Raw genomic sequence first — 12,646 nt, forward strand, 5'->3', positions numbered from 1 at the left:
GGGGGCGAATAAGCAGGCGACAGACGCCCGAGTACCTGCTGGAGAGTTGGTTATAGGTTGCAACGAGCGAGGCTTCGACACTTTCGTAATCCACATCGGCGACTTTCTCTTGCTCAAGTTGGGTCAGCTGAGATTAACGCCAAGTTGTAAGAACGGGTTGTTGGGTGGCACCTCATCGAACAGGTGCTGCGGTTCTGCCAGCAGATAACCGTGTAATCGCCTGGACCTGCGTGGTCCCGACACCTCGCATGCCCATAGGTTTAGGCCGTTGTCCTGCTTGCGGTGCAGTTGCAGCTTTTCGAAGCGCTTTTGCACCCACTGCCAACCTGAAGTCTGATCCTGCTTGGCGAGCGCGTCCGTGTGCGGGTGCTCCTGTGCGTAGCGCTGAAACACACCGGGGCTAACCAGAAATGCCGTATCAGCCACGGTGTGCACCAGGGCCTTGGCATCATTGATGATGAGCTTGCGACTCTGCACACGATTTCGCAGCCAAGCCATGAAGTGTTCGCCGGAAGGTTGCTCCCGTGTGTTTCCGCTGTTCTCGGTGGACGGAAGCACAGCGGCAGGCGCCAGCATTGAATCGTTCGCCTGAGAAGGTGCGGCCGGGTCATTGATGCCCGTTGCTGGGGGTGGTTCAACCTCCGGCCTCTGCGGGTGCGGTTCGGTATCTGAGGTGCCGAGCAATGCCAGCAGGGCGTCGACGCTATCGGCAGCGGGTGCAGCAGAGGGCGCACGTGCGGTGGTCGCCACGGGTGAGGTTTCACCGCTATCGATGGATGATTCTGTGGTCGCATCGTTGCGCTCTACCTCAATCACGACAGTGCCAGTGAACGGCTCCGGCCGATCATCTCCCTCCCAGATCAGAGCCGGCGCCAATCGCAGCAGTGTGAATGTGTGCGACCAGCCTATGTCGCTCGTGATCGTCGCTCGCCAGATTGCCTTGCCGTCAGTGGTGGGCTGGAGCATGCCGTGATCCTGCAGCACGTTGAACACGGCGGTGTTGTTCGCGGGGATACCTTCGATACCCTGTGCCAGCAAGTGCGCGCGCAACTTGTCCGAAACAGTCTTGCTGACCAACCACAGATTTCTTGGAAAACAGCTTCTCAGACCATCCCTGGAAAGGTCCATGGAGGAAAAATATCCGGTCGGCCCCATGTGGTCCTGGTAGTTATTCCGAGATAGCGTGACTTTTGTGGTCAAACAAGTGACGAAAACAACATGGCCCAAGCAATGACCGTTGTAGCCAGACTTTCTCAATTGCGGAATTTATTTAGATAGCAATCAGTTCACCAACTTGCTGGGCACGAGTGATGAACCTGCTCAGCTCTTCAGATGGCGGCTGATCAAGCAGGGTAATGAATGTTGGCGTACATGGGACATCATCAGTGACGGGGCGAACGATAACGTCTGGGTGACTATACAAGGTTATTTGCGACGCCAATCCGACGCCAATGCCGTAACCCGAAGCCACGAGCATCATCATTGGCTCATGCCCCGAGACATATTCGGCCACCGCAGGAAAAGGCAATGTGTACTCGTGGAACCAGCGGCGAATGACATCGTGCCCGCCTGAGCAAAGCTCGGGATGGCAAAGAACCAGCGCGTGACGAGCAACCTCTTGGAGAGGAATTTTTTCAAGAGCAAGGAGCGGATGGTTCCTGGGAATTGCGATCGCAGGGCGGTCTGTCCAGACGACTTCTTTAACGTATCCATTGTTGAGTTCGGTGTGCACAGTGAATCCAGCGTCAATCTGGTCGTGCCCTAGCGCATTGTTCATCTCCTTGACCGTCATTTCGATGATTCTCACCTCAGTAAGAGGTTCTTCTTCACGGCAGCGGGCCAACAATCGTGTCAATCGAGGTTGGGCGAGCCCGTCGGCCTATGCGCAGTCGGCCCCGGTATCCTCGCGCTGCCGCACTCACGCGAGTCCGCGCGCCCTCCATGAAAGTAAGCATTCTCCGGGCTTCCTCTCGGAAAACCTCACCCGCCCACGTCAAACAAATGCGCCCTCTGGCGCGCTGGAACAAGCGAACCCCCAAGTCCGTTTCCAGTTCCTTGATGGCCCGGGAGAGAGGGGAGGGTTCGATATGGACTCTGGCAGCTGCACGCGAATAGCTCAGTTCCTCCGCGACGACTAAGAAGTAATGAAGATGGCGCATCCTCATGTTGGTTTTCTCCTTACGGTGTGCGGTTCTCACCAATGAACCGGCGCAGTTGAGGCGGGAAACCATCTCGTGACGATTCGTGATCGGGTTTTCGTCGAGGATTCCGCTTCGCGTTTTGTGATCTAAAGACCAGACATCGAAGCAATGGAAATTTGCGACGCTCAGCATTAAATGATCGTGCTATCTAGCGGGATTGAGTGCTACGTCTCAAATGACGGCGATTATGAGGTGCTCAGTGGAGGCAGGTGATGCTCAGGGGAGAAGCGCCCTATAGCCGCTGCAGGTGGCTGGATTGGTAACCAGGCGAAGGACTATCTCGAAAGAAAATTGGCGGGGGGCTTGCCTGCCTGTTCGAACAAGTCCATAATTGTGTCCGTTGCTTAGGCAGCAGTTGCGGAAAAAACCTTTTAAATCAAAAGGTTGTGGACTAGGCTCTAGTCTCGTTTCCCGCTCCACTTCGACTTTCCAGGGACTTCCACCGAACGCCAGGGAACGTCGTAAGTCATTGTCAGGATTGAGATTTTTACCTGATCTCAATCCACTGACATCCAGCGAAATCCACTCCCAGCCGGTTCTAACTGGTACGTTGAGCGGTACACTGGCAATACGGAGGTCCCCAAAACCGTATTGTTGCTGGAGGAGCCGGGGTTCCGTCGGGAACATGGCATCCAACTCGCTTCGCAGGAGTTGGACTCATGCTTTCAGACCTCCAGGTTCGACAGGCCAAGGTGACCGGCAAGGCGTATTCGCTTGTCGATTTCGACGGTCTCTACTTCTACATCTCCGCCACCGGCTTCAAGGCCTGGCACTTCCGCTTCACTTGGGGCGGCAAGCGCGAGCGCATGTCCTTCGGTGGCTATCCCGCGCTTTCCCTGAAAGACGCTCGCAATCTGCGCGACGAGGCCCGGGCCATGCTGGCCAAGGGCATCAACCCGCATTCGGAGCGCAAGCGCAAGCGCCACGCCATCGTCCTGGCGGGCGAGCACACCTTCCAGGCCATCTACGACAAATGGCTGGCCCACCGCAGCCTCTCTCTGGAAAATGAGGGCCGCCAAAGTACGCCCAAGCAGATCGGGCGCGTCTTCGCCAAGGACGTGTTTCCCGTATTGCGCCACCTGACCATCTACGACGTCACCCGCGCCCACCTGCTGGACATCATCGGCAGAGTGGAAAAGCGTGGCTCGCTGTCGGTGGCCGAGAAGCTGCGCACCTGGTTCAGCCAGCTATTCACCTACGCCTCGGTGGTGGTGCCCAACATGGGCGACAACCCGGCCAAGGATTTGGACGTGGTGGCGATGCCGCTGCCCCCGGTGGAGAACAATCCCTTTTTGCGCATGCCCGAGCTGCCGGCAATGCTGCAGACGTTGCGCAAGTACAGCGGTCGCCTGAATACGCAACTGGGTCTACGTCTGCTGCTGCTCACGGGCGTGCGCACCGGTGAATTGCGCTACGCCACGCCCGATCAGTTTGATCTGGAGCGCGGTCTGTGGATCATCCCGGTTGTCAGGCTCAAGCAACGCAAGCAGCTCACCAAGAAGAAGCGCCAGCGTTTCGCCGACATCCCGCCATACATCGTGCCACTGTCGTTGCAGGCACAAGAGGTCGTTCGTCATTTGCTGGGAAATCTGAAGCCAGCACAGGTGTATCTCATCCCCGGTGATTGGTGCCTGAAAAACCCTCTGAGCGAGAACACGCTCAATGGCGCGCTCAAGCGTATGGGCTATGAAGACCAACTCACTGGGCATGGCGTTCGCGCCACCATCTCGACTGCGCTCAATGAATTGGGGTATCCGCCCAAGTGGGTAGACGCCCAACTTTCGCATGCCGATCCGGATCGGATCAGCGCGACCTACAACCACGCCGAGTACGTCGAGCAACGCCGCGTCATGATGCAGGACTGGGCCGACCGGCTGGACTTGTTCGAGCAGAATCAGGTCGAAGTTGCCAGCACGCACTTGACCATCACGTTGCAGGGCCTGCCCACAATCGCCGGACAGGCGGCAGCGCAGCCGCCCGCCCTGAATCCAAACGCCCCTCAGTTGATCGTTGCGCCTGCACCCGATGCACCAGCGGTTCCAGCTTCCGTCTATCGACTTTCGGCGGTGCATCTGCCCGAGTACGCGCGACCCACGCTGTCAGAGGTGCAGCGCGAGCGCTTGCAATTGCTGGAGATATTCGAGGCATCCCACAACCTGTCGGTGGCCGATTACGCCAAGCTGGTTGGCAAGTCCCGCCGCTGGATCACTTACGAGATTCAGGCCGGCAATCTCCTGTCGATCCATCTGGGTCACCGTGGGCAGCGCGTCCCGGACTGGCAACTCGACCCCATCAAGCGCAAGCTGATTCAGGCTGTCCTGAAGCTGGTGCCGCGCGGTATCGACACCTGGCACATCTATCACGCACTGCTGCGGCCATACGATGCCCTGGGCAAGTGTCCAGTCATCGAGGCCGTCGATCCGACCAACCTGCATCTTGCAGCTCGACTGGTCGCCGCACATGTCATAGAAACCGATGAGCTTGCAGAGCAATCGGAGGCGTCTCCGGTGCTGGCCAGGCAGACTGTAGAGCGCCTGGTAAAAACGGCAATGTTGGTTGATATGCCCGAAGATCCCGTCGCCCGTTGAGCTGAGGCCGGGCGGCAGCACCGTCCGGTCAAGGTCAAAGGAGGGAACGTCGATCGCTTCGCATGGCCGCCCATCCGTCTTCTGCGCGGCCAACTCGCAATTTCCACGTTTTGGCAGGCAGCGTTTAGCGTCGGATCAGCGCTCGGCAGTCACCATGGGCGACTTCTCTGTGATGCTATCTCGCTATATCAGTATCCAGATCGGATATGACGCCAGCAGATTTCCGTTGCCAATCCCAAGCCCCGAGCAATAGATTCCGACCGCTCGCCGCTTTTTGAAACCGCTGGCGTATCAGACCATACCGATACGGTTTTGCGGGAGCCGCAACTTCTCACGATCCTGATAGCGCAAGCGTCACTGTCGAGCCGCGACGGACGCTCGATTTTCTTGTGCTCGATGGATTTTTGCACATCGAGCACACAACGCCTACTCGTTGCGCGAACTGATCAGAAGTAATCAAAAGCGGGCGTCATCACTCGCGTCTTGCGCGGACAACAGGCCGACCATGAGGACGGCTGCAAAAGCAGTCGGCCCTGTAGTTCTTCTCCTGGAAGGAGACGGAGCATGCACGAGAACAAAAATGATGCACCAACATCAAAGGTGTTCTACCGCCCGCTCGAAGCATCCATCCGCTGGGCCGGACTGCTGCGATACGAGCAGGTGATCCTGGCTTCGGTCTCGTCGCCTATGAATCTGCCGCAGTCGCTGGACTGCCCACGTTTGGGCGAACTGCGGCTGTACACCGACCGCATCTATGACGGCATCCTCAACGGGGAACTGCCCTTCGGGCAGCACGGCATCACGACGCGCGACACCGCGTTGATCGAATCGCCTGATCTGACGGTACGCCATGTCGATCTGAAGTGCTGGATGCGCCAGCACTACCCCGAGCAGCGGCCCGGCTTTCTCTTCTCCCGCGGCGAGCGCATCACCCATCCCTTCATCTCTCTGGAAACAGGGCAAGCCATGCTGGTCGAACGCCAGGCTTTGAAATCCGTCCTGGAACAGACCAAACGTCAGCTTCGCGAGTTGCAGGACAAGCATGACGCGCTGCTCAAGCAGCCCACGGTGATTCCGGCATGCGCGCAGTGTCCGATCAGTGATCGAGCCGAGGCCACCTACCTGAACATCGTTGGCGGCCTGTTGGAGCTGATGCTCGGCCAGTCGCCATCGGGCACGCCGTACTCCAGCTTCAAGACGCAGGAGGCCGTGGTCAGCGCGCTGGTCGCCCATCACAGCGGCGCCATGGGTATCGCGGAGCGGACATTGAACGGCAAGTTCGCCACCGCCAGGCGCCGGTTGCGTAGCGCCTCCCGCTGAGATTTGCCAGCTTGTATGTGCAGTCGCGGAGATTGCATTTGCAATGTCTTTTCGCTGCCGTGTCTATTGAATAGAGGTCACGCCAACAAACGCCACTGAGCGTTCAGGAGTGACCGCCATGTCGCAAACACCTGTACTGCCGCCAAACGAGCGCCGCATCCTGCGCCTGGAAGAAGTCGAAGCGAAATCCGGTTTCAAGCGCGCCCACATCTACAACCTGATGAAGAAACGCCAGTTCCCGCAGGCGCTGCGTCTGGGCGTGCGCGCCGTGGGCTGGGACTCCATCGAAATCGATCAGTGGATCGACGAGCGCGTCAACAACAGGGCCTGACCCGTTCTCCCGCGGACTTTCCATCCTGACACGGAGAACGCCATGCAGGTCGTATCCATCATTTCAACCAAAGGCGGGGTCGGCAAGACCACCACGGCCGCAAACCTGGGCGGTCTCGCTGCGGACGCCGGGCTGCGCGTGCTGTTGCTCGATCTTGATGTGCAGCCCACCTTGTCCTCCTACTACGAGCTGGCCCATCGTGCGCCGGGCGGTATCTATGAATTGCTGGCCTTCAACGAGCGTGACCTTGGCCAGCTTGTGTCCCGCACGATCATCGCGGGCCTGGACTTGGTGCTCTCCAACGACCACCGAGGCGAACTGAACACTTTGCTGCTGCACGCGCCAGACGGGCGACTGCGGCTGCGGCACCTGCTGCCGATACTGAACCCCCTCTACGACCTGGTGCTGATCGACACCCAGGGCGCGCGCTCGGTGCTGCTGGAGATGGCGGTGCTGGCCTCCGACCTCGCGCTGTCGCCAGTGACCCCGGAAATCCTCGCCGCCCGCGAACTGCGGCGCGGCACCATGCAGTTGCTGGCGGACATTGCGCCGTACCGGCAGCTGGGTATCGAGCCGCCGCCGCTGCACCTGCTCATCAACCGCGTCCATCCGGTGTCCGCCAACGCCCGTCTGATCCAGCAGGCGCTGCGCGATCTGTTCCAGGGCCACACCGGCATTCGGGTTCTGGCCACCGACGTGCCGGCCATTGAGGCTTATCCGCGTGCCGCGACGCGCGGTCTGCCGGTGCATCGGGTCGAGTACCGCCAGCCAGTGGGCAGAGTCGCTCCCGCCGCGCTCGCCACCATGCGCGATCTTGCCGGCGAATTGCTCCCGCAGTGGCAGGATCGATTTGCCGCAGTGTCCGGCCGTCCGCCACAGCCTCTTGATACCAGGAGGCCCCATGGCCAACGCACATGAACTGGCCCGAGGCCACAGCCGGCTGCGCGCCCTGATCGAGTTCGCCGTCGGCGAAGGCTGGCACGTCAAGCGCACGGCGGGCGGTCACCTCAAGTTCACCAAGGCAGGCTGCGCCGCGATCTACACCAGTTCGACGGCCAGCGATCACCGGGCAGCCCTCAACGCCCGTGCGCAGATCCGTCGTGCCGAGCGCGAGACCCGATCCCAAGCGCAGGGAGGCGGCCATGACTGAGATCACCTCCCAGCAGATGGCCGGCAAACTGCTTGCGTCCGGGTTCGAGCGCAGCGGCCCGTCAGCAACGACCTTGAGCGACCCGATCGCCGACACGCCCATGGTCGTGACGCTCGACCAGTTGCACCCCTACGACCACGACCCGCGCAAGAAGCGCAATCCGGTGTACGAGGAAATCAAGGCATCCATCCGCGAGCGTGGCCTGGACGCGGCTCCGGCCATCACCCGGCGGCCCGGCGACGATCACTACATCATCCGCAATGGCGGCAACACGCGACTGGCAATCCTGCGCGAACTCTGGTCGGAGACCAAGGACGAACGCTTTTTTCGGGTCTCATGCCTGTTCCGCCCGTGGCCCGAGCGTGGTGAGATCGTCGCGCTCACCGGGCATCTTGCGGAAAACGAACTGCGCGGTGGCCTCACCTTCATCGAGCGCGCTTTGGGCGTCGAGAAAGCGCGCGAGTTCTACGAACTGGAAATCCGCTCCACCCTGAGCCAGTCCGAGCTGGCTCGCCGCCTGGCCGCCGACGGATACCCCGTGCAGCAATCGCACATCAGCCGGATGGCCGACGCCGTACGCTACCTGCTGCCCGCAATCCCGACCGTGCTCTACGCCGGCCTGGGGCGTCACCAGGTCGAGCGGTTGTCGGTCATGCGCAAGGCCTGCGAGCGCACCTGGGAGCATTACGCCAAAGGCCGCTCACTGGTTCAGGACTTCGACGAGTTCTTTCAGGAAGTGCTGTCGCAATTCGATGTCCAGGCCGACGAGTTCTCTACGCAGCGCGTACAGGACGAGCTGATCGGCCAGATGGCCGAATTGCTGGACGTCGATTACGACGTGCTCGCTCTGGACATGACCGAATCCGAGAGCCGCCAGCGTGCCTTGGTCAGCGAGCCGACGCCGCCCTCGACACCGCCTGCCTTGCCAGAGCCAGAGGCCATCGCGCGCCCACCTGTCGATACCGCGCCACCCGCCGCGAAGCCTGCGGCAACGCCATCAACGGGCAAAAGCGACACGGATGGCAGCCTGCTTCAAGAGCACATCGTCTCCCCGGCGCCGACAACCGAACGGCTTGAGTCCATCCAGCGCATGGTCGCCGACCAGTTGGGCGATGCACTGCCGCGCGACTTCTCGGCGAACGTCTTGCAGTCCATCCCGGTGCAGGCTGGCGGGCTCTATCCGATCTCGGATGTCTGGTACATCGCCCCCGGCCTGGACACACCCGAGCACCTGCGCATCCACGTCGCGCAGTTCGCCCGCGAGATTGCGGTCGAGGCAGACCTGGGCGAGTGCATCGATGACCGCCCAGACGGTATCGGCTTCGCCTGCCGTGCCCATACCTCAAGCCTGGCGCCAAAGGGCCGTGCCGTCCATACGCTGTTGGCTTGCCTGGCCGGTCAGCAGCCCGCCGACGTCGGTCTGGACAACGGGCAAGTCGTCATCGACCTGCCGGCGCTGCTGTACGGCCAGGGCGACGTAACCCGAAGATTGAGCGACACCGCGCTGGTCAAGCTGTTCCGCCTGCTGCGACTGGCCCGCCGCCTGCTCGATCTCGAAGCCGGCGCTGCGGACTCTGGAACCTAAGCGAGGGAGGCCAGCATGTCCACAGCACACCCACTCAACCAGGCTGTCATCGCCCAGGCCCTCTATGACCTGCGCAATGGGCAACTGCGCCGCTGCAAGCTGATGGGGTTTGGCGAGGCAGAGCTGGACGCCCTCAAGCATCCCGCGCTGATCAGCGTGCTGGCCAACGCCAACGTCTCCTGGTGCTCAGTGACGGTCAACCGCGAAGTGCTGCGGCGGCTGCTCCAGCAGGCGCAGGATGTGGAGAAGGAAATCGCCACAGTCGATCGCATGCTCAGGCTGGGCGCGAGCACGGAGATGGTCAGCAAGTTCTATGGCTTGACGCATCAGGAAGTGGCTCTTCGCCGTGAAATCCTTGGTCTGCCCAAACGGAAGGGTCGGCACCCCGTGCTGGACGAGGAGCAGGACACGGAGCTGTGGCGGCAATGGAAGGCCGTGACCAACAGCAGGACCGTCGATCTCGAAGACGAAACTTCCATCCTCGATGCCGCCATGGACTTGGCCGAAGGCATGTCGCTGCCTCTGTCGGTGGTCTGGGCCTCGATCAAGAGCTGGGTCGATCAGGGACTGGCTTGAGTCATGGCCGTGGACGACACCGCACCACGAGCCCTACGCCAAGGCCCCATCGCACTCGCAGAGCTGTTCGATGCTGCGCTGAAAGACCTTGTGCCCAAGCCCGCCCCCAGCGCACCTGCGTCTACACCGGCACAGTCGCCCACGCCCACCTCCGGCGATGCTTTCCTGTTCAGTGGCAACCGGCACGAGACGGTGCCACGCAAGTTGTTCCTCGACCGTCGCTTGACGCCGCTGGAACGAAACGCCTGGCAAGTGTTCCGGCTGATGCTCAACGACGATGGCGTAACCGCATTTCCCACCTACGAGCAGTTGCGGCCCTGGCTGGCGTCCATGCCCTGCGCAGGCCAGGCCTCGCATGAAACCGTGGCACGGGCGCTGACACTGATGCGCCTGACTCGCTGGCTGAGCCTGGTTCGGCGACGGCGTGACCCCAAAACCGGCCGCATCCTCGGCAATCTGTACGTGCTGCACGACGAACCCTTGACACCGTTCGAGGCCATGCAGCTCGACCCGGACTACCTGCAACTCGTCAGCCAGGCGCTCGGCCATTCTGCCAAGGCCGTGCAGATCGTGGGCCTGCACACGCTCAAGGAAATCGGTGAAGACCCATTACTGGCCGGACGCACCCTCCCGTCACGGTTGCAGGTGATGGCCGAACGTCTCGCCAAGCAGGACCTCACGGCCAGCGATAGTTATCCACAGGAAGACGCCATTCACGACTCCGAAGAAGGGGCTCCGAGCCTTCTTCGGAATGGCGAACGCCCCTCTACGGATTCCGAAGCAGGGTCGAAACCCGCGCCAGACGTCTCTCTTCGGAATCCGAAGCAGGCCCGTACAGTACGTAGTAGTTGTATTAATGAAATACGTACTACTGCGCAGGCGCGCGCGCTGGGCGATCTGCAATGGCCCAAGCGCTTTGCGCAACTGAAGGCGGAACAGCAGGCGGGTGCCAAGGTGGCATTGCAGCAGGTTGATGCCTCGCTGAGGCAGGACGTGCTGGACGAATGGGCCGCGCGTTGTAGCAACCACGGCATCCGCAATCCCGCAGGGTATCTGTTCGGCATCATCCAGCGGGCCATCCACGGTGAGTTCAATGCCTGGGCAAAGAAAGACCCGCCACCGGCACCCACTCAACCAAACGAACGGCCACCACCCGCACCGCCGGCCCAAACGCAGGGTAAGCCGGTGCCACCAGAAGTCGCCAGGCAGCACATCGAGCGGCTTCGAGATCTGCTCGCCAGCAAGTGAGCAGGCTGGCAAGGCGGTGAAGTGGACACCCATGGATGCCAATAGAGCTATCCCCTGGGGATAGTTCCACCGTTGGGGCGGATGCTGTGCAGTCGCAGACCTGACATCGAACATCTGCCGCAGCAGCGGCGTTGCCCGTCCTGATCCCGACGTGCAGCGTTCGTTGGCGCTCCATGGAGCTATCCCCTGGGGATAGCTCGCGCCGCATGCGGCCACCACGCGCTGAACCGGGGTCTGGCTGGTTTCGGTTTGTTGACTGACTGCCTTCCGCTTCCTGCCGAAGCTGACCGCTCCTTTTCCCACAACGAGCGGACACCATGGCAACCAATGAACCTCTGCAACTGAATCTCGGCTCCCTGCGCAGCGCGATGTCGCTGACGCTTCACACGCACCACGCCTCGCGCATCTGGCATGGCCGTGCCGCCGCCGAGGGGCGACCGGGCATCGTCGGCCTGAACGGCTACATCGCCCAAATGAACAAGATGCGGCGCGGTTCGGAGCAGGACGACCCGTACTCGGATTGGTGGATGCTGCGCATCGAGGCCAAGCTCGACCAGACCAAGACCACGCTGCAATCGCTGCGCGAGCAGGTGGATCAGGCACTGGCGAGCGTGCCGCCGGCACTCAGCCTGGGCGAGAACCTTAACGTGCAGCCCGTCAAGTTGCCGCTGTTCGTCAATGCGCAGCTCGGCTTTGCCGCCGTCTATCTGCTGGCCGACTACGACGACATCGCCCGCAAACTGATCCTCGCCCACCACACGGCGCTCATCGACCGCAGCACCTTGGAGCGCTGGCTTAACGAGGGCGCCCATGCACTGCGCAGCCTGTTTTCGCTGGCCCAGCAATACCGCTATTCGGGCTGCACGCGCGACGATTTCGTGTCAAAGAACGCCGCAGCACGGGCGGCGTTGGAGAAATTCGGCGAACTGCCCCAGGACGTGCTGGAAGGCACGCGCCGCTCGAAGTTCGCGCCGCCCATCGTGCGCCGTGGCCTGCAACAGCGTGCTCAGAGTCCTGCTGCAGCGCCTGCCCCCAACGACGCGGCCACCACCGACGAGCCCGCCACTGACGCAGCACCCGAAGTCAGCGCCGGCGAGGTCGAGGACGAGCAGGCATGAGCGATCCGAACCGCGAACCCCGCTACTTCCAGGGCCTGCAACAGGCAGCCTTCATGAAGCTGGAACACGCTGCCTCTCTAAAAGGCCTTTTAAAGCCTTTTAAGGGTAAGGGGGATCTTGAGACCTGGGCCAGTCAGTGTTTCGCCATGCGCGACGAGTTGATTGACATGGCGCAGCGGCAGGTGCTGCAACAGGCAGTCGGGCATCCCTTCCACCTACTGCCCGTGGAGTTGGCCCAGCAGACCACGGGCGCAGGCACGGCGTTTTTGCGCTGGCGCAAGCACGACCGCTCAGCCATGGGCGTAGCCCTGTGGCAGGAATTGATGGCGAGCACCGGCACGCCGGTCAACCTGCTGGCCGAGCTGCACGCGATCGAGCTTCAACGCATCACGCTGAACATGCAGATCAGCCTGTTGCACACCTTGGGCAGGCAGGCCCAGGAGTGCGCCAGCAAGGCCGCCAAGGCGGAGGACGCCTACCTGCGACGGCTCAAGTCCATCCCACCTGGAGTGCGTGATCGGTGATGGCA

General features: G+C 61.4%; 12 protein-coding genes and 1 pseudogene. 10 read left to right on the forward strand and 3 right to left on the reverse strand.

Annotation, left to right across the window (positions count from 1 at the left end; all coding sequences use genetic code 11):
- Positions 1 to 123: 123 nt before the first annotated feature.
- The 3 genes and pseudogenes from HZR81_RS15145 to HZR81_RS15155 all read right to left on the reverse strand — a co-directional run.
- Positions 124 to 1,083, reverse strand: a pseudogene (locus tag HZR81_RS15145) (conjugal transfer nickase/helicase domain-containing protein); the annotation flags it as partial.
- Positions 1,084 to 1,270: 187 nt separating this feature from the next.
- The gene (locus tag HZR81_RS15150; protein WP_500128609.1) at positions 1,271 to 1,855 is read right to left on the reverse strand and encodes a LysR family substrate-binding domain-containing protein; all 585 of its coding nucleotides are present in this window, start codon (positions 1,853 to 1,855) and stop codon (positions 1,271 to 1,273) included.
- On the reverse strand, positions 1,827 to 2,333 hold the full coding sequence (locus HZR81_RS15155) for a LysR family transcriptional regulator (RefSeq protein ID WP_500128610.1): 507 nt from the start codon (positions 2,331 to 2,333) through the stop codon (positions 1,827 to 1,829). Before HZR81_RS15155 ends, HZR81_RS15150 begins: the two co-directional genes overlap by 29 nt.
- Before the next feature lie 527 nt (positions 2,334 to 2,860).
- On the opposite strand from HZR81_RS15155, the gene HZR81_RS15160 reads away from it, so the two are divergent.
- From HZR81_RS15160 to HZR81_RS15205, 10 genes are all read left to right on the forward strand, one after another.
- Complete coding sequence (locus HZR81_RS15160) at positions 2,861 to 4,789, forward strand: tyrosine-type recombinase/integrase (protein ID WP_500128611.1); 1,929 nt, start codon at positions 2,861 to 2,863, stop codon at positions 4,787 to 4,789.
- 564 nt (positions 4,790 to 5,353) lie between these two features.
- Entirely contained in the window at positions 5,354 to 6,109 is a 756-nt protein-coding gene (locus HZR81_RS15165) for a hypothetical protein (protein ID WP_014596113.1), read from the forward strand.
- 118 nt (positions 6,110 to 6,227) lie between these two features.
- Positions 6,228 to 6,440: an AlpA family transcriptional regulator gene (locus tag HZR81_RS15170; RefSeq protein WP_012205952.1), complete on the forward strand. Its 213-nt coding sequence runs from the start codon at positions 6,228 to 6,230 to the stop codon at positions 6,438 to 6,440.
- 42 nt (positions 6,441 to 6,482) lie between these two features.
- Positions 6,483 to 7,358: a ParA family protein gene (locus HZR81_RS15175; protein ID WP_012205953.1), complete on the forward strand. Its 876-nt coding sequence runs from the start codon at positions 6,483 to 6,485 to the stop codon at positions 7,356 to 7,358.
- Positions 7,342 to 7,590: a hypothetical protein gene (locus HZR81_RS15180; RefSeq protein ID WP_012205954.1), complete on the forward strand. Its 249-nt coding sequence runs from the start codon at positions 7,342 to 7,344 to the stop codon at positions 7,588 to 7,590. Before HZR81_RS15175 ends, HZR81_RS15180 begins: the two co-directional genes overlap by 17 nt.
- The gene (locus HZR81_RS15185; RefSeq protein WP_012205955.1) at positions 7,583 to 9,175 is read left to right on the forward strand and encodes a ParB family protein; all 1,593 of its coding nucleotides are present in this window, start codon (positions 7,583 to 7,585) and stop codon (positions 9,173 to 9,175) included. Before HZR81_RS15180 ends, HZR81_RS15185 begins: the two co-directional genes overlap by 8 nt.
- A 15-nt stretch (positions 9,176 to 9,190) precedes the next feature.
- On the forward strand, positions 9,191 to 9,751 hold the full coding sequence (locus HZR81_RS15190; protein WP_008267477.1) for a DUF2857 domain-containing protein: 561 nt from the start codon (positions 9,191 to 9,193) through the stop codon (positions 9,749 to 9,751).
- 3 nt (positions 9,752 to 9,754) lie between these two features.
- Entirely contained in the window at positions 9,755 to 10,999 is a 1,245-nt protein-coding gene (locus HZR81_RS15195; RefSeq protein ID WP_034004725.1) for an STY4528 family pathogenicity island replication protein, read from the forward strand.
- A 317-nt stretch (positions 11,000 to 11,316) separates the two neighbouring features.
- Positions 11,317 to 12,117 (forward strand): PFL_4669 family integrating conjugative element protein, encoded by an 801-nt coding sequence (locus HZR81_RS15200; RefSeq protein WP_012205957.1) that lies wholly within the window; start codon positions 11,317 to 11,319, stop codon positions 12,115 to 12,117.
- On the forward strand, positions 12,114 to 12,641 hold the full coding sequence (locus tag HZR81_RS15205) for a DUF3158 family protein (protein WP_012205958.1): 528 nt from the start codon (positions 12,114 to 12,116) through the stop codon (positions 12,639 to 12,641). Before HZR81_RS15200 ends, HZR81_RS15205 begins: the two co-directional genes overlap by 4 nt.
- The last annotated feature ends 5 nt before the right edge of the window (positions 12,642 to 12,646 follow it).

Source organism: Pseudomonas sp. LM13 (genome assembly GCF_041381355.1).
Lineage (GTDB): Bacteria > Pseudomonadota > Gammaproteobacteria > Pseudomonadales > Pseudomonadaceae > Stutzerimonas > Stutzerimonas frequens.

What these genes read in the sequence shown, in the direction of transcription:
- HZR81_RS15155 (WP_500128610.1), bottom strand. Translation starts at nt 2,333, where the DNA reads ATGCTGAGCGTCGCAAATTTCCATTGCTTCGATGTCTGGTCTTTAGAT.
- HZR81_RS15160 (WP_500128611.1), top strand. Translation starts at nt 2,861, where the DNA reads ATGCTTTCAGACCTCCAGGTTCGACAGGCCAAGGTGACCGGCAAGGCG.
- HZR81_RS15165 (WP_014596113.1), top strand. Translation starts at nt 5,354, where the DNA reads ATGCACGAGAACAAAAATGATGCACCAACATCAAAGGTGTTCTACCGC.
- HZR81_RS15170 (WP_012205952.1), top strand. Translation starts at nt 6,228, where the DNA reads ATGTCGCAAACACCTGTACTGCCGCCAAACGAGCGCCGCATCCTGCGC.
- HZR81_RS15175 (WP_012205953.1), top strand. Translation starts at nt 6,483, where the DNA reads ATGCAGGTCGTATCCATCATTTCAACCAAAGGCGGGGTCGGCAAGACC.
- HZR81_RS15180 (WP_012205954.1), top strand. Translation starts at nt 7,342, where the DNA reads ATGGCCAACGCACATGAACTGGCCCGAGGCCACAGCCGGCTGCGCGCC.
- HZR81_RS15185 (WP_012205955.1), top strand. Translation starts at nt 7,583, where the DNA reads ATGACTGAGATCACCTCCCAGCAGATGGCCGGCAAACTGCTTGCGTCC.
- HZR81_RS15190 (WP_008267477.1), top strand. Translation starts at nt 9,191, where the DNA reads ATGTCCACAGCACACCCACTCAACCAGGCTGTCATCGCCCAGGCCCTC.
- HZR81_RS15195 (WP_034004725.1), top strand. Translation starts at nt 9,755, where the DNA reads ATGGCCGTGGACGACACCGCACCACGAGCCCTACGCCAAGGCCCCATC.
- HZR81_RS15200 (WP_012205957.1), top strand. Translation starts at nt 11,317, where the DNA reads ATGGCAACCAATGAACCTCTGCAACTGAATCTCGGCTCCCTGCGCAGC.
- HZR81_RS15205 (WP_012205958.1), top strand. Translation starts at nt 12,114, where the DNA reads ATGAGCGATCCGAACCGCGAACCCCGCTACTTCCAGGGCCTGCAACAG.